This window comes from Neobacillus bataviensis, assembly GCF_019969725.1.
The window spans coordinates 345,080-362,660 of the sequence record NZ_JAHXYW010000004.1 but is presented as its reverse complement, the minus strand read 5'-3'; the positions used below and the strand labels follow the sequence as shown (position 1 = coordinate 362,660).

At 38.9% G+C, this 17,581-nt stretch carries 22 protein-coding genes and 1 riboswitch; of the genes, 16 read left to right on the top strand and 6 right to left on the bottom strand.

All coding sequences use genetic code 11. The annotated features are described in order from the left end of the window. Positions 1-143: 143 nt before the first annotated feature. Positions 144-623, top strand: coding sequence for an SRPBCC family protein (locus LC455_RS13090; RefSeq protein ID WP_223591411.1), 480 nt, complete (start codon positions 144-146; stop codon positions 621-623). A 29-nt stretch (positions 624-652) separates the two neighbouring features. Here the strand turns inward: LC455_RS13090 and LC455_RS13085 are convergent, their stop codons facing one another. Next, complete coding sequence (locus LC455_RS13085) at positions 653-1,489, bottom strand: lipoate--protein ligase family protein (protein WP_223591409.1); 837 nt, start codon at positions 1,487-1,489, stop codon at positions 653-655. Positions 1,490-1,679: 190 nt separating this feature from the next. Here LC455_RS13085 and LC455_RS13080 point away from each other — a divergent pair, with 190 nt between their 5' ends. Continuing rightward, positions 1,680-2,063 (top strand): rhodanese-like domain-containing protein, encoded by a 384-nt coding sequence (locus LC455_RS13080; RefSeq protein WP_223591407.1) that lies wholly within the window; start codon positions 1,680-1,682, stop codon positions 2,061-2,063. Between the two features lie 181 nt (positions 2,064-2,244). Here the strand turns inward: LC455_RS13080 and gcvPB are convergent, their stop codons facing one another. The 3 genes from gcvPB to gcvT are packed head-to-tail and all read right to left on the bottom strand — an operon-like array spanning position 2,245 to position 6,166. Next, entirely contained in the window at positions 2,245-3,705 is a 1,461-nt protein-coding gene (gene gcvPB, locus LC455_RS13075) for an aminomethyl-transferring glycine dehydrogenase subunit GcvPB (RefSeq protein ID WP_223591405.1), read from the bottom strand. Continuing rightward, positions 3,698-5,044 carry an aminomethyl-transferring glycine dehydrogenase subunit GcvPA gene (gene gcvPA / locus LC455_RS13070; protein ID WP_223591403.1) on the bottom strand — a complete coding sequence of 449 codons (1,347 nt, stop codon included), beginning with the start codon at positions 5,042-5,044 and terminating at the stop codon, positions 3,698-3,700. Before gcvPA ends, gcvPB begins: the two co-directional genes overlap by 8 nt. Before the next feature lie 18 nt (positions 5,045-5,062). After that, the gene (gene gcvT, locus LC455_RS13065) at positions 5,063-6,166 is read right to left on the bottom strand and encodes a glycine cleavage system aminomethyltransferase GcvT (RefSeq protein WP_223591402.1); all 1,104 of its coding nucleotides are present in this window, start codon (positions 6,164-6,166) and stop codon (positions 5,063-5,065) included. A 262-nt stretch (positions 6,167-6,428) separates the two neighbouring features. Then, positions 6,429-6,516, bottom strand: a riboswitch (glycine riboswitch). Positions 6,517-6,681: 165 nt separating this feature from the next. Here gcvT and LC455_RS13060 point away from each other — a divergent pair. From LC455_RS13060 to LC455_RS13010, 12 genes are all read left to right on the top strand, one after another. Continuing rightward, entirely contained in the window at positions 6,682-8,370 is a 1,689-nt protein-coding gene (locus tag LC455_RS13060) for a DEAD/DEAH box helicase (RefSeq protein ID WP_223591401.1), read from the top strand. After that, positions 8,348-9,139, top strand: a complete 792-nt coding sequence (locus LC455_RS13055) for a YqhG family protein (protein WP_223591400.1) — start codon at positions 8,348-8,350, stop codon at positions 9,137-9,139. Before LC455_RS13060 ends, LC455_RS13055 begins: the two co-directional genes overlap by 23 nt. A gap of 147 nt (positions 9,140-9,286) precedes the next feature. After that, a complete protein-coding gene (comGA, locus tag LC455_RS13050) occupies positions 9,287-10,369 on the top strand; it encodes a competence type IV pilus ATPase ComGA (protein ID WP_317851436.1) in 1,083 nt (360 codons plus the stop codon). Then, positions 10,356-11,387 (top strand): competence type IV pilus assembly protein ComGB, encoded by a 1,032-nt coding sequence (gene comGB, locus LC455_RS13045; RefSeq protein WP_223591398.1) that lies wholly within the window; start codon positions 10,356-10,358, stop codon positions 11,385-11,387. The genes comGA and comGB overlap by 14 nt, the downstream gene beginning before the upstream one ends. Before the next feature lie 18 nt (positions 11,388-11,405). Further along, positions 11,406-11,723: a competence type IV pilus major pilin ComGC gene (gene comGC, locus LC455_RS13040; RefSeq protein ID WP_317851435.1), complete on the top strand. Its 318-nt coding sequence runs from the start codon at positions 11,406-11,408 to the stop codon at positions 11,721-11,723. Beyond that, positions 11,720-12,160, top strand: coding sequence for a competence type IV pilus minor pilin ComGD (gene comGD / locus LC455_RS13035; RefSeq protein WP_223591397.1), 441 nt, complete (start codon positions 11,720-11,722; stop codon positions 12,158-12,160). Before comGC ends, comGD begins: the two co-directional genes overlap by 4 nt. Then, positions 12,144-12,476: a competence type IV pilus minor pilin ComGE gene (gene comGE, locus LC455_RS31415; RefSeq protein ID WP_317851434.1), complete on the top strand. Its 333-nt coding sequence runs from the start codon at positions 12,144-12,146 to the stop codon at positions 12,474-12,476. Before comGD ends, comGE begins: the two co-directional genes overlap by 17 nt. Beyond that, positions 12,427-12,900 carry a competence type IV pilus minor pilin ComGF gene (gene comGF, locus LC455_RS13030; RefSeq protein WP_223591659.1) on the top strand — a complete coding sequence of 158 codons (474 nt, stop codon included), beginning with the start codon at positions 12,427-12,429 and terminating at the stop codon, positions 12,898-12,900. Before comGE ends, comGF begins: the two co-directional genes overlap by 50 nt. Then, positions 12,897-13,283 carry a competence type IV pilus minor pilin ComGG gene (comGG, locus tag LC455_RS13025; RefSeq protein ID WP_223591396.1) on the top strand — a complete coding sequence of 129 codons (387 nt, stop codon included), beginning with the start codon at positions 12,897-12,899 and terminating at the stop codon, positions 13,281-13,283. The genes comGF and comGG overlap by 4 nt, the downstream gene beginning before the upstream one ends. Positions 13,284-13,343: 60 nt before the next feature. Continuing rightward, positions 13,344-13,529, top strand: a complete 186-nt coding sequence (locus tag LC455_RS13020; protein WP_223591394.1) for a YqzE family protein — start codon at positions 13,344-13,346, stop codon at positions 13,527-13,529. A gap of 231 nt (positions 13,530-13,760) precedes the next feature. After that, positions 13,761-14,459 (top strand): helix-turn-helix transcriptional regulator, encoded by a 699-nt coding sequence (locus tag LC455_RS13015; RefSeq protein WP_223591393.1) that lies wholly within the window; start codon positions 13,761-13,763, stop codon positions 14,457-14,459. 82 nt (positions 14,460-14,541) lie between these two features. Continuing rightward, positions 14,542-14,784: a DUF2626 domain-containing protein gene (locus LC455_RS13010; RefSeq protein ID WP_223591392.1), complete on the top strand. Its 243-nt coding sequence runs from the start codon at positions 14,542-14,544 to the stop codon at positions 14,782-14,784. A gap of 40 nt (positions 14,785-14,824) precedes the next feature. Here LC455_RS13010 and LC455_RS13005 read toward each other — a convergent pair whose 3' ends face one another. Further along, positions 14,825-15,916: a class I SAM-dependent methyltransferase gene (locus tag LC455_RS13005; RefSeq protein WP_223591391.1), complete on the bottom strand. Its 1,092-nt coding sequence runs from the start codon at positions 15,914-15,916 to the stop codon at positions 14,825-14,827. Between the two features lie 144 nt (positions 15,917-16,060). Continuing rightward, positions 16,061-16,696, bottom strand: a complete 636-nt coding sequence (locus tag LC455_RS13000; RefSeq protein ID WP_223591658.1) for an MBL fold metallo-hydrolase — start codon at positions 16,694-16,696, stop codon at positions 16,061-16,063. A gap of 94 nt (positions 16,697-16,790) precedes the next feature. Here LC455_RS13000 and LC455_RS12995 point away from each other — a divergent pair, with 94 nt between their 5' ends. Next, complete coding sequence (locus tag LC455_RS12995) at positions 16,791-17,267, top strand: hypothetical protein (protein WP_223591390.1); 477 nt, start codon at positions 16,791-16,793, stop codon at positions 17,265-17,267. A 106-nt stretch (positions 17,268-17,373) separates the two neighbouring features. Further along, on the top strand, positions 17,374-17,550 hold the full coding sequence (locus LC455_RS12990; RefSeq protein WP_223591389.1) for a DUF2759 domain-containing protein: 177 nt from the start codon (positions 17,374-17,376) through the stop codon (positions 17,548-17,550). Positions 17,551-17,581: the final 31 nt, after the last annotated feature.

The window sequence follows — 17,581 nt, the reverse complement described above, 5'->3', positions numbered from 1 at the left end:
TCTATGGTTTTTCGGCAAAAAACTGCAATTTTTAACATATTTTGCGGTTTGAGATTTATTTTTTATCCGAATACAGTCATACAAATTTATAAGCTTGGTCCAAAATGATATTATAAACTAATAGATTTTTGGAGGGGAATAAAATGCTTGCAGAAATAAAAAAGGACGGAAATGGCTATCTAGCTAAATTCGAACGTCATTTAAACCATTCGGCGGAAGATGTATGGTCATATTTAACGGACAATGACAAACTGCCAAAATGGTTCCCAGAGCTTCGAGTAGATGAGCTTCATGAGGGCGGCGTCATTAAATTTAATATGGGCAATGGCACCTTTATCGAAATGACGATTACAGAGTTAAAAATGCAATCCATATTGGAATATACCTGGGCAGAGGATCTGGTTCGGTTTGAACTTTATCCCAAGATTGATGGCTGCAAATTAGTCCTGAATGAAAAATTAACTCAGATTACCGGCCATACACCTCGTGACCTTGCTGGATGGCATGTATGCTTAGATGTCATCGATGCCCTGCTCGATGGACGGACAATTGAGTCTCGAAAAGACGTATGGAAAATTTGGTATGAGAAATATATAAAGGCAATTGAGGAAGTCTCTGCATAATAAAAAAAGGCGAAAAATTTCGCCTTTTTTTATCTTTTAAAATTCCACTCCTCATTTTCATAGCGTTCTTTTGCAATTTTTTCAACATAAGCAAGCTCTTCGTCTGTTAACTGATATGGTTCAAGCGATACATTCAGTCCTTCGGCAAAGCCCCTGTAAAAAGCATCCTTGGCCTCTTCCAGCGTTATTCTTCTTGGACTAATCGCATTAATCGCGACGGCTTTATCTTTAAAAGCCTTCTTCATCCGTTCCTTTACACGGTCGTTTGGATACTTGAATAAGCTAAACAGTTTATCTTCATCTAAATCCAATAAAATGGAGCCGTGCTGGAGAATGACTCCCTTCTGCCTTGTTTGCGCACTGCCAGCCACCTTCCGGCCTTCCACTACAAGCTCATACCAGCTCGGAGCGTCAAAGCAGACTGCAGAACGAGGATTTTTAAGGGCATCCCGTTCTTCTGCCGTTTTCGGAACAGCAAAATAGGCTTCTAACCCTAAATGGTGAAACCCTTTTAAAATGCCTTCTGAAATCACTCGGTAAGCCTCTGTGACCGTTTTCGGCATCTCTGGATGGTCTTCGGAGACGATTACACTATATGTTAGCTCATGCTCATGAAGGACGCCGCGTCCACCCGTTGGCCTTCTGACAAAGCCTAACTGATGTGCTTTCACTGCCTCCATATCGATTTCTTTTTCTACTTTTTGAAAGTAACCAACAGAAAGCGTTGGAGGGTTCCAGCCATAGAAGCGAATGACCGGCGGAAATTTCCCTTCGCTGTGCCAGTCAAGAAGTGCCTCATCTAATGCCATGTTAAAAGATGGTGAACTATTTCCCGTATCTATAAAACGCCAAACTTCCTTTTCCATGCAAAAACCTCATTTTTGTAAAATTATATATTAAGTCTACCAAAATCTGATAGGAATTCAAAATGAGATGATTCTGCTATAATATCTTTAGGGACTCTTTAAAGAATTTTTTCCATTCATCTTTATCTTTCCGGGGTTGGCTTATATAATAAATACTAGTGCAGCAAAGCTTGAAAGGAGCAAAAAGGAATTGAATTCACTTTATTTCTTATTAGTCGTTATCGCAGCAGTTATTATTTACTCCGTTTTCACGTATTTCTACCAAAAAAGGATTGTCAAAACGGTAACTGAAGAAGATTTTCGTTCAGGGTATCGTAAGGCACAGCTAATAGATGTTCGTGAACCGAACGAGTTCGAAGGCGGTCATATTCTAGGCGCACGTAATATCCCAATGTCTCAAATGAGAATGCGCATGAAAGAAATTCGACCTGACATGCCTGTTTATCTTTATTGCCAAAGCGGCATGCGCAGCGCCCGTGCAGCCCAATTTTTACACCGTAAAGGTTATAAAGACCTAACTCAGCTGCAAGGCGGATTTAAAAAATGGTCTGGAAAAGTAAAAGCAAAGAAATAAGTTTGAGGCTCCGGAAGCAGTTTCCGGAGCCTTTTTATGTATGTTGGTGGATTGGACAATTTTAAGTGGTGTATGGACAAATTTCAGAACGCATTGGACATATATTAGTGAACTTTGGACATTAAAACATATTTTTCCCAACAAAAAGGGATGATTCACAAACGAATCATCCCTAAACTTATTATGCCTTTTGGTATTTTAATACTGGTTTCCGAGCAGCGGTAGTTTCGTCCAGGCGACCTACCACAGTTGTGTGCGGCGCCTCTTGAACAACCTCTGGATTTTCTTCTGCTTCTTTGGCAATTTGGATCATGATATCGACGAAAGAATCCAAGGTTTCCTTTGATTCAGTTTCTGTCGGCTCAATCATAATACACTCTTCCACATTTAACGGGAAGTAAATGGTTGGCGGATGGTAGCCGAAATCAAGCAGGCGCTTCGCAATATCAAGGGTACGCACGCCTAACTTTTTCTGACGGCGGCCGCTTAAGACAAATTCATGTTTACAATGTCTATCAAACGGAAGATCATAATATTCAGCAAGTCTTCTCATCATGTAGTTCGCATTTAGAACTGCATATTCTGTTACCGCCTTTAAGCCGTCTGGACCCATGGAACGGATATAAGTATAGGCACGAACGTTAATGCCAAAGTTTCCGTAATATGGCTTTACACGTCCGATTGATTGTGGACGGTCATAATCAAGAACATACTCTTCACCGCGTTTCGCGATTACCGGTTTTGGCAGGAACGGAATTAAGTCAGCCTTAACCCCAACAGGACCAGAACCTGGTCCGCCGCCTCCGTGAGGGCCGGTAAAGGTCTTATGAAGATTTAAGTGAACAACGTCAAAGCCCATGTCACCTGGTCTTGCTTTAGATAAAACCGCGTTTAAGTTCGCGCCGTCATAGTAAAGCTTACCACCAGCTTCGTGCACAATCTCAGCCATTTCAAGGATATTTTCTTCAAATAGTCCTAGTGTATTTGGGTTGGTCAACATTAAAGCAGCTGTATCCTCCCCAACAACTCTTCTTAGATCCTCAAGGTCAACAAGACCATTTTCATTCGATTTAACGGTAATCGTCTCAAGACCTGCAACTGTGGCAGAGGCCGGGTTGGTACCGTGCGCAGAGTCAGGAACGATTACTTTCGTACGCTTCAAATCCCCATTCGCTTCATGATAAGCACGGATCATCATTAATCCTGTCCATTCACCATGGGCACCTGCAGCCGGCTGAAGGGTTACTTCGTCCATTCCCGTAATTTCAATTAAATGCTCCTGCAAGTCATACAATAGCTCTAGTGCGCCTTGGACAGAGCTTTCGTCCTGCAATGGATGCACATGGGCAAAACCGTTAAAGCGGGCAACATTTTCATTGATTTTTGGATTATATTTCATAGTACAAGAGCCAAGCGGATAAAAGCCAGAATCTACCCCATGATTTCTTCTTGATAGGGCAGTATAATGGCGCATGATATCAAGCTCAGATACTTCAGGAAGCTCCGGTTCATCAACACGTAAGTATCCTTCTGGGAGAAGACCATTTAGATCTGCTTCCGGAACATCCATTTCCGGAAGGCTGTAACCAATTCGTCCGGGTGTGCTTAGTTCAAAAATGAGCGCTTGATCTTGATTATGCATGCAAATCCCCCAATTCTTTCACTAGTGTATCAATTTCTTCCTTCGTTCTTTGCTCCGTAACCGCAATAAGCATATGGTTAGACAGCTCAGGATAATCACGGCCTAAATCATAACCGCCAATGATTCCTTTTTGTAAGAGCTGTTGATTGACTTCTTTAACAGGCTTATTTAGTTTGACCACAAATTCATTAAATGAATGGCCATCGAAAATAACTTCAACCCCTGCTTCTTTAAAGGCATTTTTCGCATAGTGCGCCTTCTGTAAGTTGGATGCAGCCATTTCTCGAACGCCTTTTTTACCAAGAGCCGTCATGGCAACCGACGCAGCAAGCGCATTAAGCGCCTGGTTCGAACAAATGTTGGAAGTCGCTTTATCACGACGTATATGCTGTTCACGCGCCTGAAGGGTTAATACAAAACCGCGGCGGCCTTGGTCATCGGTTGTCTGTCCAACGAGTCGTCCTGGTACTTTACGCATTAATTTAGTTGTTACAGCAAAAAATCCGCAGTGTGGTCCGCCAAAGGCAGTTGGAATTCCGAACGGCTGTGCATCGCCAATCACAATATCTGCACCAAATTTCCCTGGAGGTGTCAAAACTCCAAGTGATAATGGATTGCTTGAAACAACAAACATCGCTTTATGTTCATGAATGATTTCTTCAAGTTCATTCAAAGGTTCGATTCTGCCGAAAAAATTCGGATATTGGACGATAACAGCAGCAACTTCGGAATTCACCAATCCTTTTAAAGCCTCAACATCAGTGACACCGTCTTTTACAGGAACTTCTACAACGTCAAGATATTGACCCTTTGCATAGGTCTTTAATACTTCACGGGACTCTGGATGTACCGCACTTGATACAACAATCGTCTTGCGCTTTGTATGACCCGCACTTAGCATTGCTGCTTCTGCAAGAGCTGTTCCACCATCATACATCGAAGAGTTAGCTACATCCATTCCTGTTAATTCACAAATCATTGTTTGGAATTCAAAAATGGCTTGAAGTTCACCTTGTGAAATCTCTGGCTGATATGGTGTATAGGCTGTATAGAATTCTGACCGGGAAATGACATGGTCTACAATTACAGGCATGTAATGGTCATAAACGCCGGCACCTAAGTAAGAAACATTTCTTTTTAGGTCTGCATTACGGCTTGCCATATTAAATAGTTCTTTCATTAATGCCGTTTCTGATTTTGCTGCTTTTATATTATATTCACCTTTAAATCTCACTTTTTCAGGGATATCACTAAACAGCTCATCAACGGAGGAAACACCAATCGTTTCAAGCATAGCCTTCTTATCTTGTTCAGTCATTGGTAAATAACGATGTTTCATAAACCTAGCTCCCTTCTGTTATTTCTTTTCTCTTTTATAAAAAGGTGTTGGAACTACTGTAGCTTTCAGGCGTTTACCGCGAATTTCCACTTCTACCTCTGATTCAAGACCAGCAAATTCTGTCTTAATTAAGGCAAGACCAATATTTTTCTTTAAGGTTGGAGACTGAGTTCCAGTCGTAACCTCTCCGATTAATTCTTCACCTTTATAGACTGGATAGCCGTGACGCGGAATTCCGCGGTCAATCATTTCGATACCAACCAATTTTCTTGGGAGGCCTTTTTCTTTTTGCTGCTTTAATGCTTCTTTCCCGATGAAATCTGCTTCTTTAGTTAATTTCACCGCAAATCCAATTCCGGCTTCCAGCGGAGAAATTTCCGCTGATAACTCTTGGCCGTAGAGTGCTAACACCGCTTCGAAACGAAGAGTATCGCGCGCTCCTAATCCACACGGGAGAATTCCTTCTTCCTCTCCTGCTTTTAAAATTTCTTTCCAAAGCAGTGCGGCTTCTGAAGAATCACAATAAACCTCAAAACCATCTTCACCTGTATAGCCGGTTCTAGATACAAGCGCCTTTTTTCCATTTATGAGCACTTCCTGCTGAAATTTGAAAAAGCCAACACCACTTAAATCAGTATCTGTAAGCTTTTGCAGTACCTTTTCAGCAAGAGGTCCCTGAACGGCGAGCTGTGCCATTTTTTCAGAAAGGTTTTCCAGGCTGACATCGCCCTCTAAATGTTCTTCAAGCCATTTATAATCCTTTTCAATATTGGATGCATTCACAACCAATAAATAGTGATTATCTTCGATTTTATAAACGAGCAGATCATCAACTGTACCGCCATTTTCGTAGCACATTGCTGTGTATTGGGCGCCGCCGTTTTTAATTTTTGAAATATCGTTTGTCATCATTTTTTGTAAATAATTTAAGCTGTCAGCACCTTTTACTTCTACTTCCCCCATATGGGAAACATCAAATAATCCAGCTTTTGTTCTTACGGCTTCATGTTCTTCCTTAATGCTTGAAAACTGGACAGGCAGTTCCCAGCCTCCGAAATCAATCGTTTTACCGCCGTATTCCTTATAAACGTCAAACAGCGGAGTACGTTTCAATTCAGTCATCATAAATCCCCCTTCAATCTTTTACATGTTCATTATTCGTAAAAATTGACTCTTTAACAGAGATTAACCCATTAACAAAATCAGGAAAAATATTATTCTGATTTTGCATTTAAAAAAGTATTTTGACAAAGGAAAACATAAAAAAGGACAGAAACCTCCCTTTAAACGAAAGAAGGTCTCTGTCCTTGCACCTGAAAGTTTAACCTAAGAATGGCTTTCCCCTTTGGTGGCTGCCCAATCTATACAGCACTCTCCAGAGCTGCGTCAAACAAGAGTTCTTTTGCCTGAGAGATTCACATGGTCTGCTTGCTCCTTCGGCGCTACAAAGTAGTCTCTCCCCTTGTTATCATTCGCATTTATAATATTTTCCATTTTGGTCATACTAATTATACTTCTAAAATAAATTACCTTATTAAAATATTTAAAACTTTCAAAGCTATTATCATCCTACCATTAAAACATTACATTGAGCAATAACTTTTGTAGGAACTTTTGCAGGAAAAGGAGCTGAAACGATGTCTGTCGAAATTGAATTTGATTCCTCATGGCAGGATGATTTTTTGCATAGAATTGACAACGATGGTCCTTGGGGAAATTGGGAGCTTTTTAAACTGGCTATTGGGGTTGAAAAACACCTTGTCATCCCTGAATTCGAGGGCCTTCAGGCACCGAATCATCTGGCTAATTTAACACCGCTTCCTCACCAGCTTGAAACCGCTAAGCAAGTAATTGAAAACATGAATGGCAAGGCGATTCTTGCCGATGAAGTCGGACTCGGTAAGACGATTGAAGCCGGCTTGATTTTAAAAGAATACATGATTCGTGGACTGGTAAAAAAAGTATTGATCCTTGTTCCCGCTTCATTAGTTACCCAATGGGCCATTGAACTTAATAGCAAGTTTTTTATCCCTGCCATCACCCAAAGGAAAAGCTATGTATGGGAACAGTGCGATGTGGTGGTTTCTTCGATTGACACAGCGAAGCGGAATCCGCATCGGGACATTATTTACCAGCAGGATTATGACCTTATCATTATCGATGAAGCCCATAAATTGAAAAATAATAAAACGAAAAACTATGAATTTGTTCAAAATCTAAAAAAGAAATTTTGTTTATTGTTGACGGCCACTCCCATTCAAAATAGGATTGAGGAAATTTTTAACCTTGTTTCGCTCCTTAAACCAGGTCATTTAGGCAGCGAAACCGCATTCTATGAAAAATACAAACGCGATTCTCGATCCTTAAATGATGACGAGCGTTTAAAAGAGCTGGTCAATAAAGTGATGATTCGAAACCGCCGTGCTGATACAGGAATTGAATGGACGAAACGACATGTTGAAACAATTCCCATCGAATTTACACAACCTGAAAAAGAACTGTATATGTCGATTACTGACCTAAAAAGCGAAGGTGACTGGGTCCAGACCAGTGCTTTCTCAGTCATGACCCTGCAGCGGGAAGCTTGCAGCAGCAGAGAAGCTGTTTTTTACACATTAAAAAATATGCTGCAAAAGAAAGAAAATCCTACACAGGCTTTTGAAGAACAAATCCAATATTTGATTAAAAAGGTGGAAGCAGTTCAGCAAAATTCAAAGGCAGAAAAGGCGCTCGAGTTAATTCAAAAAGTGAATGACAAAGTCATTATTTTTACGGAATACCGAGCAACCCAGTTATATTTGCAATGGTATTTAAAGCAGCATGGAATCTCTTCTGTTCCTTTTCGCGGCGGGTTTAAGCGCGGTAAAAAAGACTGGATGCGTGAATTGTTTCAAAAACACGCCCAGGTGTTAATTGCAACGGAAGCAGGCGGTGAAGGAATTAACCTGCAATTCTGTAATCATATCATTAACTTTGATTTGCCATGGAACCCGATGAGACTGGAGCAGCGGATTGGACGGATTCATCGCCTTGGGCAGGAAAAAGATGTCATGATCTACAATTTCGCGATAAAAAACACGGTCGAGGAGCATATTCTCAAGCTATTGTATGAAAAAATTCATTTGTTTGAGAAGGTGATCGGCGAGCTCGATGATATTCTCACGAAACTGGAATTCGGCAATATTGAGGATCATTTAATTGATATATTTGGACAGTCCGCTTCAGAGGGTGAAATGCGGATCAAAATGGAAAATTTATCATCGATGATTGAATTTGCAGAAAGTATGAAGAAAGGAGATTCACATGCAGCAGCAGGAAATTCATAGTTTTCTTTTCAATTATTTTAAAGCCAATGATTGTCCGATTGTCGAAAATAAGCCGGGATATTTAACGGTTCAGTTGACGATTGAACTCGATAAAGCCTTAATGAATCGCCCTTTTTACTGGCATTATTTAGAAAAAACGGGCGGCATTCCGAATCCGATGAAGCTGACGTTTATTACTAATCAAAAAGCGGCACCTGAAAATATGAGAGGGGAGATTATTCATTTCGGCTCCCCTCGGCTCCACCAAATATTTGAATCAACGAAAAATTTAGCCAGTTACATACGGCTTTATGAAAACCATCAACATGGCAGCAGCCAAACTCCATTAATGCCTTGGCTCTGTATGAATGTTAAAATTTCTTATCAATGTGATCGGAAACGAGATATTTTTAAGTCTATTGGCTTACAGCTGATTAATGGGCAAATGGTGGAGGATTTCCATGATCGGCTTCAGAAAATATCGCTTACACCTAAAATACCGGATTACTCTTTTACCCTATCACCATTAGTGAAGCCGAAAAGCGGGATGTCAAGAATTGAGAATTACCTTAAATCGATGATTGAGGAGGATGACCATTCTTGGGCCGATGACGCGAGAAAGCGCTGGGAACAGGATTTACGTCTTTTAGACCATTTCTATGAAGATGCCGAAGAAGAAAACGAAAGCTATGAAACGGAGAAACAGGCGTTAAAAGAACAATACGAACCAAAAATAAACATTTCCTTCATCAATGGCGGGCTTTTCTACTTAACTGAAAAAGCAATCTAATCCTAGGGTGTCAGGCACCATGTGAAAATTTCACATGGTGCCTGACACCCTCTTCAAATATTTTTACAAAAAAATATTTTTTTAAAAATTTTAAGAGGAAAAGAGAGAATCATGTCGAAATTTAATTAAAGACAAATTAAAAAGGTGGTGTTACCCATTGTTAGCTCAATTGAAATTTTAGCAAACAGGATCATCACAGATGCAGCCCGAAACCAGGCAACAGATATACATATTATTCCACGGAAGAAAGACACTCTTGTCCAGATTCGTTTAACCAACAAGCTCATTCCCCGATTATCACTTCCAAAAGAAGAATGCGACAGATTAATCTCACACTTTAAATTTACAGCCAATATGGATATCGGAGAAAGAAGACGCCCGCAAAGCGGAGCCATTTTTTGCGAGGTCGACGGACAATTAATGGGCCTTAGGCTTTCCACTCTTCCATCTAACAACAGAGAAAGTCTTGTGATCCGGCTATTACCCCAGCAGGAACAAATTCCTTTTCATCAGCTCTCACTCTTCCCTTCTATGACTAGAAAACTGCTAGCACTTCTCAAACATGCTCATGGATTAATTATTTTCACAGGTCCAACTGGCAGCGGCAAAACGACCACACTTTACTCCCTTTTGAATGAAACTGCCCACCTATTTCATCGCAATGTCATCACCCTTGAAGACCCAATAGAAAAAAACTACGACTCCGTTCTGCAGGTACAGGTCAATGAAAAAGCCGGCGTCACTTATGCAGCCGGTTTAAAGGCCATTCTTCGTCATGACCCTGATATTATCATGGTTGGGGAAATCAGGGATGCCGAAACAGCTAAAATTGCCGTTAGAGCAGCTCTCACTGGGCATTTGGTTCTTAGCACGATGCATACAAGGGATGCCAGAGGTGCGGTTTACCGCCTCAGAGAATTCGGTGTCAATTGGTTAGAGGTGGAGCAGACATTAATTGCCGTTACAGGGCAAAGATTAGTTGAGCTAACCTGCCCCTATTGTGAGGGAGATTGTTCACCATTATGTTATTCAGATGGAAGATGGAAAAGAGCCAGCGTTTTTGAACTGTTATCAGGAAGAAATTTAAGCAATACCATGAAAGCGGCAAAAGGTGAGAACATTGAAACACATTATCGGACAATTAAAGATGTGATTAAAAAGGGCATTGCCCTTGGTTATATACAAGAATCTGAATATGACCGGCTGGTATACGATCATGAAAAAACGTAAATGGTCAGTTAACGAACAAGCCGCCTTTTTAAAGAGAATTGGTGAACTTTTAGCCAGGGGGTATCCAATTGCAGCTGCAATTGAGTCCATATCATTACATTTACCTAAGTCTAGAAAGGAGGAATTATATGATTGTTTAGTAGAGTTAAAAAGAGGTTTGCCTTTTCATGATGCACTGGACAAACTAGGATTTCACAAAGACTTAATTGGTTATGTTTATTTTGCTGAACAGCATGGAAGCTTCGCGGAAGCCCTGCTCGAGGGAAGCAGCCTTGCACAATTGAAGAATAAGGATTTACATAAGCTGATAAAACTTCTTCAATATCCTTTTGTTTTAATCCTGATCACTGGGTTCCTCTTTGTGTTTATAGAAAATACCCTTCTCCCAAGATTTACAACCCTGTTTACATCGCTTGGCCTTGAAGCAAATTTCTTTACTAGGGTCATCTACGCCTTTGATCATTATTTTCCTGTCTATATTGAGACATTGCTTGTCCTGTTATTCTTAACAGCAATCTACTACGTCTTCATCTTCCGAAAATACTCTATCCTAAAGCAACGGGAACTTCTTGTTCGGATACCTATTGCTGGCAGAATCCTCAAATTGCTGTTTACCCACTACTTTTCCATTCAATTAAGTTTCCTTTTATCCGGCGGAATTTCAGTTTCAGAAGCTCTTGTACTTTTTGAGCAAAATGAAAAACAGCCCTTTTATAGTGAACTGGGTAAAACAATTAAATCAAAGCTTGTCACCGGAGAAAAATTGGAGACGATTATTGCAACTTTTTCGTTTTTTGAAAAAGAATTTCCAATGATTATGAAGCATGGCCAAGAAAATGGAAAATTAGAGCAGGAATTGCTTTTTTTCAGCAAGCATTGCGTGTCAATCATGGAGGAATTAATTGAAAAAAGCTTAAAAACCATTCAACCAATTCTTTACTTATTTATTGGACTTCTTATTGTGTCGATGTATCTATCTATTTTATTACCAATGTTTCATCTAATGGATGGAATTTAAAAAATGGAGGTTATTAAAATGAACTTTAAAAAAATGAAAAACGAAAAGGGATTTACCTTAATTGAAATGATGATTGTTATGCTCGTAATATCAGTAATATTAATGATTACGATTCCGAATGTCACAAAACATAATTCGAATATCAATAACAAAGGCTGTGATGCTTATGTAAAAATGGTTCAAGCCCAGGTTCAGGCTTACGAAATGGAACATAACGATGTTCCTACCCTGGCTGAACTGGAAACAGCAGGATATTTAAAAGAAAATCAAGGTTGTCCTAACGGCAAGAATGTTGTCATCGATGCTGCAGGAAATGTTTCCGTTGCCTCATCATGATAAACAACCAAAAAGGATTTACCTTAGCTGAGTCCTTGGTCGTTCTCTCCATCTTTATGATTCTTTCCCTAGTGACAGCCATTTCTTTAAAACCACAGCATGCTGTATTAGAAGATGCAGCATTTTTTACCCAATTGAAGGCAGACTTATATTATGCTCAGAACTATGCCATCTCACATCAACATGAAGTATCGGTAGTTTTTATCCCAAGTGAGTATAAGTATTATATGTTTTTGCGAACCGAGGTCCCGCCCATAGTTGAGAGAACATATTCAACCAACATTAATCTCACGGTAGGAACTCTCCCCTTTTATTTCAAATTCCTACAGGACGGAAATGTAAATAAATTTGGTTCCTTTGTGATCCACACTCAGAAAAAAGATTACCTCTTGACCGTTTTGATTGGAAAGGGACGGTTTTATGTTACGGAAAAATAATGGATTTTTTTTGCTGGAACTATTATTATCGCTTTCAACCCTTTTAATGATTTGTCTGTTTTTGATCCCGTTATTAATCGAAATAAGAGCTCAAGCTAGAACACTGGAAATTGAAAAAAAGGCCCGCCAAGTCATGTTTGAGGAACTACAAGCAAAATTAAACAATAATCCCGTTTTCTTAAATTATTCAGTTAATCACAATAGCATTGAGTACAAAATCAATTGGACTGAAAACAGCCAGTATAAGGAGGTGTGCGTTAGAGTTGATGACAGTTCAATCCATAAACAAACCGAAATTTGCAGCCTACTTGAATGATAAAGCTTTTACGCTCATCGAAGTGCTCATTGCCCTTTCGATTTTTTCTGTCCTAGCTTTTTTTATGATGCCTATTTTTCAAATTTTGTTTAACAGTAAAGATTCGCAAGCAGAATTACAATCTATGGAGTGGGAAGTTTTTTGCAATCAGATAAAAAAAGAAATCCGATTGTCCACAAAGGCCCAAGTTATTTCTGGCCGATTAATCCTGACAAAGGACACAGAAATGATTCAGTATGAGAAATATGGATCCAATTTGCGCAGGCGGGTCGATTCCACCGGACATGAAATTCTTCTGCAAAATGTATCTCAGTATTCCTTTTCCATTCAAAACAATTCAGTAAAAGTAACGGTTAAGGATCTTTCAGGGAAAGATTATTCAGTAATTGCTTATTCCATATTGAATTGGAATGCAGCACCATGAAAAATAGTCAAAGTGGATTTGCTTATCCTTTAACACTTTGCCTGCTTATCCTTTTTCTTATGTTTCTCTCAATCCATATTGAACAATTACTATCTGAAAGAAAAATGGGCCATGAAACGGCCACAATACTGCAGGAAGAGTATTATTTTCTCACAACAGTGAAAAAAATTGAGAACCTGTTCCAATCAGCCGGAGCAATTCCTTTAAAAGGAACGCTCGTTTATCAAAAGGGCAATTTGGGATATCAGGCGGAAACTCCTTTAGTGTATGTTCAGAAGGTCAATTTTACGCTTAACTTATACTCTGGAGAAACGGTTTATGGGATAGGATATTTTGATACGAGAACAAAAAAGTTAATAAAATGGGTAGAAAAAATGAATTAATTTGTTTGAAATAATAAATCTTGGACATACTTATATGTGAACAAAAAGGCAGGTGTGTCCATGAAAACGAATGATTATGTAAAATATATGACACAAACGATTGTTAAATATGCAGACCAGCCAAAAGAGGAAAGGAAACGTATACGTCAAGAACGTAAAGACGGAAGAGCTTCCTTTTGGTATCGTTGGTTTGGAATTCTCCCTTATATCCTATACACCGAAGTTAAGAAAAGAAGGAAAATATAAGAAGCGGTTGTTCATGACCGCTTCTCTTTTTTTACAAACATTCCAATAATAACACATTGACTTTATACTTTCCCCTTCAATTTCAATCCAAATTTAAATATTGTTACAATATAAAGTCTATAAATGTGAACATTTTCTAAACATATAGTGTTTACCTTGTTAACCTCATTCCCTCTTTATTATTGCTGTATTATAATGGAATAAATTATGGGGGTCCGAGGTGAACAAGAGATGGAACAAACATTAAAGATTACAAACGTTTTGTCAGATCCAACGCGGTACTACATTTATCAATACATTACGAAACGCCATCAAGAAGTAACTGTTCAAGAAGTGGCAGATAATTTTAATATTCATCCAAATGTGGCAAGACTGCATTTATCAAAACTTGAAGATGTCAACATGTTGGCATCCGAAACAAAAAAAACGGGGAAAGGCGGCAGACCTAGCAGATTATATCGCTTATCTGATGATGTTATTCAGTTGCATTTTCCATATCGAGACTATATGCTCCTTTCGAAGGTTGCGATTCAAACCATGATTTCCCTTGGGGAGGCTGGAAGAGAAGCCCTTTTCTTAACAGGAAAACGGTTTGGTGCAGAAATTATTGAGCAGGAAATGGCTAAAAGATCACTTGATGAAGAATTAGAATTCGAGCAAAAGCTAAATATATTAAAGAGTGCAGCAACACTCGCAGGTTTCTATCCGGAATTTGAAGCAAATGGCGAAAAAACCAAAATATACTTTCAAATTTTCAATTGTCCTTTTAAAGAAGTGGCTGAAGAGCATACGGAAACAGTTTGCAGTATGCACCATGAATTTTTAAAAGGAATGTTTGGAGCTCTTTTTGAATCGGTAGAGTTGATTGAAAAAGAAAATATGATTTCCGGTTGTGAAACCTGTTCTTATCAAGCACTTGTCACAAACTAATTCGAAACCATTATTTACATTGCACCTCCTTTTCTTTATAATATTGTAATGATGGTATCGTAGGGTAAAAGGAGGGATACATATGGATCGCATGTTCAGAGTTTGTGGTTTCTGGACGGGCATTTTCACCATTATGTTATATCTTGGTGATTTGGATAAGACAGCTATGCTTTTCTTAGCCCAAACAGGATTCTTTGTTCTGTTAAGTTATCTTAAACTTTCCGAGCGTATGTATTTGTATGTTTTCGGAGCATATTTAACTATTTTCTTCGCTGGCTTTACATATTGGACAACGTTCATGATGCCACTGGGTGGCGGAGAATAAGAAAAAATAAAAACGCCGTTAAAACCGGCGTTTTTATTTTTTATAAAGAGAATAGATCACTTTCATTTAAATGAAGACCTTTTAGTTGAATAATAATATGAAAGTAAGAACTCATTCCCGATGGCATGATTAAACTGCGTATAGCCCTATTCCTTTTGCTAACCTCTGAAAAAGGATTGGGGTCATAATGGTCCTCTAGTTCCTTAAGAATACCGGTTTTAAGTAAAAATTCATCCTGCCTAAGTTTTGTTAAGAATCGTAAACCAAATTGTTCTCCTTTTTGGATAAGATAATCAAAATGGATATGCGTGGTAATATCCATTTCACCTGGATTTTCTAGGACATTATTTATCATCCGATGTTGATGATATCCTCTCAAGCTTCCCTCTGCCCTTCTGGGATTCATCCACTCTTCATTTGTATATCCATAATCAGCCGTTACCACAAATCCTTTGGTAAGTACATTGGAGATACTCTGCAACATTTTTTCCATTTCTATAGGAATCTCTATCCGTTGATTTTCTCGCAAAGCTAGACCGCTTTCCCGTAAAAAGCAGAGAATATCTTCATTTTCTAATGGTATCTTTTTCTCTACAAGATCTTCACTTTGATAACCGACCATCACCTCGAATAACTGCCCATGACTTTTTTCAATGACATGAACCGGAAGTGCATCAAAGAGTTCATTGGAAAAAATCACCCCTTCAAAGGCTTTCAGCTCCATCAAGTTCTCAATTTGGATCACGGAAGGGTAATTTTTTAGTAATTCCTTTTGCAGGTTTCGGTGAAAGGGACTTGTTTCCACAATAATGTATTGTAATGGAGTATTGATTGTTTCATGCCATTCCTGCAGGAAAGATTGAGCAAATCTGCCATTCCCTGCACCAATTTCACAAAATACAGGATCAAGGTTCGCTGTTTTACATATTCGTGAAAACCATTTGGCGATTAGCCTGCCATATACGTCTGAGATATTACTCGTAGTAATAAAGTCGCCAAGACGTCCAATTTTTTGTTTATCTTTCATATAATATCCGAATTGCGGATGATACAGGGCTGCACCAATAAAGTCAGCATAGGATATAAGACGACTTGGTGAATTAGAAATTAGCTGCTGTAAGTATGTTTCCATCATTGCTCCTTCGAATTAACACTATTGACATAGTGAAAACTTTATTATATTGTAAAGTTAGTAGCTTAACAATATCCCCTCCCATTATTATGAATAGAACATCCCCCAGAAAGACCCTTCTCTTTATGAGAAGGGTCTTTCTATTTAGAAGCCATTCAAAAACGGATTACCGTCCATTTCATCAACAATCGTTGTTGCAGGCCCATGTCCTGATAATACATAGGTTTCCTCTGGCAATGTTAAGAGCTTGTCATGAATACTTTTTAACAACTGGTCCTGATTTCCGCCTGGAAGATCTGTTCGGCCGATACTGCCTTGAAACAGAGCATCGCCTGAGATGACAAACCCGTCTTTTTCAAAATAATAAGAAACACTTCCAGGTGAATGACCTGGTGTATGTAATACAGTAAACTCAAAATCATCGATTTTCATTACGCCTTCATTTTTTATAAGATGATCGGCGGGATTTACCCTAATTTCTTCAATTAACCTAAAGAAGGAGGATCCATTTAGCGCTGGGTCCCCGAGCCATTTTTCTTCCTGTTTGTGGATATAGACGGGAATATTATAAAAATCTCTTACTTCACTTACTGCGCCAATATGGTCAAAGTGCGCATGGGTAAGCAGGATTGCAGCAGGCTTTAAGCCTCTCTTTGTTAATAAATTGATCAGTTTTTTCCCTTCACCGCCCGGATCGAAAATTAAACAAGCACGATCCGGATTTTCAACAATATAACAATTGGTCTGTATACTTCCTAAGGGTATTTGCTGCCATTTCATTTTCATTGTTCCTCCAAATTGGAATTGAGATACAATTATTTTACACTATTAATTAAGAAGGCGGAAGAATTGCCTTTAAAAGGGGGATACTAAAATGATAAAAGCTTTTGCAGTCGAGGCTAATTTTGAAATTGCCGATTTCCCAGAATTTCATGATTTGTTATTTGAAGAGACCAACATTAAGTGGAATGTTAAAAACTTTTTTATTTACCTTATAGAAGAGGAGGCGAACCTCGCTCAAGAATTATTAGAGGCTGTTGATCTTTTTGAACATATTCACCCATTATTCGTTGTGGCTAATGGTAATAAGAGCACAACTTTCGAGGATTATGCACTTGAATTAGACGTAGACCATTGCGGTCTATTTGCGTCTGATATCATTCCCTTCTGTATTACCAAGGGGAATCAAAATGACATTCAGATGGCGATGTATCAATTTGAGGAGCATTTAGTGTTTGAAACAAAGGAAAATGGGGCAGCTCTTTTCTTTATTGATAAGGACAATATTGAACTGATTCAGAAAATTGCCAGGGCATATGATATTGTTGTCACTTTTGCCCTCGACAAATGAAAGAAAAAAATATAAAATAGGAATCGAATGTATATAATATTGTTACATAATTTTCTTTCAAACTTAGGCTTCATGCCTGCTTATTACTTATAAAGGGGGATTTCTCATGGGTTTGGTTATCATTTTTGCTCTCGTTACCTTGCTCGCTGTATTTGGAGGATTAAGGTCACTAAAGGATAAAAATATGCTAGGGGCATTTTGGGGTGTAGCATCCTTTCTTGTTTTTGGCTGGTTTACCGTTATGACCATCGTTGAACACGGTTTTCCTACTGGAACACATTAAAAAAAGACTGTCAGCCGACAGTCTTTTTTTA

Excerpts from the sequence above, each read along its gene's own strand:
- LC455_RS13090 (WP_223591411.1), top strand. The coding sequence starts at position 144 with ATGCTTGCAGAAATAAAAAAGGACGGAAATGGCTATCTAGCTAAATTC.
- LC455_RS13085 (WP_223591409.1), bottom strand. The coding sequence starts at position 1,489 with ATGGAAAAGGAAGTTTGGCGTTTTATAGATACGGGAAATAGTTCACCA.
- gcvPB (WP_223591405.1), bottom strand. The coding sequence starts at position 3,705 with ATGCATAATCAAGATCAAGCGCTCATTTTTGAACTAAGCACACCCGGA.
- gcvPA (WP_223591403.1), bottom strand. The coding sequence starts at position 5,044 with ATGAAACATCGTTATTTACCAATGACTGAACAAGATAAGAAGGCTATG.
- gcvT (WP_223591402.1), bottom strand. The coding sequence starts at position 6,166 with ATGACTGAATTGAAACGTACTCCGCTGTTTGACGTTTATAAGGAATAC.
- LC455_RS13060 (WP_223591401.1), top strand. The coding sequence starts at position 6,682 with ATGTCTGTCGAAATTGAATTTGATTCCTCATGGCAGGATGATTTTTTG.
- LC455_RS13055 (WP_223591400.1), top strand. The coding sequence starts at position 8,348 with ATGCAGCAGCAGGAAATTCATAGTTTTCTTTTCAATTATTTTAAAGCC.
- comGB (WP_223591398.1), top strand. The coding sequence starts at position 10,356 with ATGAAAAAACGTAAATGGTCAGTTAACGAACAAGCCGCCTTTTTAAAG.
- comGC (WP_317851435.1), top strand. The coding sequence starts at position 11,406 with ATGAACTTTAAAAAAATGAAAAACGAAAAGGGATTTACCTTAATTGAA.
- comGD (WP_223591397.1), top strand. The coding sequence starts at position 11,720 with ATGATAAACAACCAAAAAGGATTTACCTTAGCTGAGTCCTTGGTCGTT.
- comGE (WP_317851434.1), top strand. The coding sequence starts at position 12,144 with ATGTTACGGAAAAATAATGGATTTTTTTTGCTGGAACTATTATTATCG.
- comGF (WP_223591659.1), top strand. The coding sequence starts at position 12,427 with ATGACAGTTCAATCCATAAACAAACCGAAATTTGCAGCCTACTTGAAT.
- comGG (WP_223591396.1), top strand. The coding sequence starts at position 12,897 with ATGAAAAATAGTCAAAGTGGATTTGCTTATCCTTTAACACTTTGCCTG.
- LC455_RS13020 (WP_223591394.1), top strand. The coding sequence starts at position 13,344 with ATGAAAACGAATGATTATGTAAAATATATGACACAAACGATTGTTAAA.
- LC455_RS13015 (WP_223591393.1), top strand. The coding sequence starts at position 13,761 with ATGGAACAAACATTAAAGATTACAAACGTTTTGTCAGATCCAACGCGG.
- LC455_RS13010 (WP_223591392.1), top strand. The coding sequence starts at position 14,542 with ATGGATCGCATGTTCAGAGTTTGTGGTTTCTGGACGGGCATTTTCACC.
- LC455_RS13005 (WP_223591391.1), bottom strand. The coding sequence starts at position 15,916 with ATGGAAACATACTTACAGCAGCTAATTTCTAATTCACCAAGTCGTCTT.
- LC455_RS13000 (WP_223591658.1), bottom strand. The coding sequence starts at position 16,696 with ATGAAATGGCAGCAAATACCCTTAGGAAGTATACAGACCAATTGTTAT.
- LC455_RS12995 (WP_223591390.1), top strand. The coding sequence starts at position 16,791 with ATGATAAAAGCTTTTGCAGTCGAGGCTAATTTTGAAATTGCCGATTTC.
- LC455_RS12990 (WP_223591389.1), top strand. The coding sequence starts at position 17,374 with ATGGGTTTGGTTATCATTTTTGCTCTCGTTACCTTGCTCGCTGTATTT.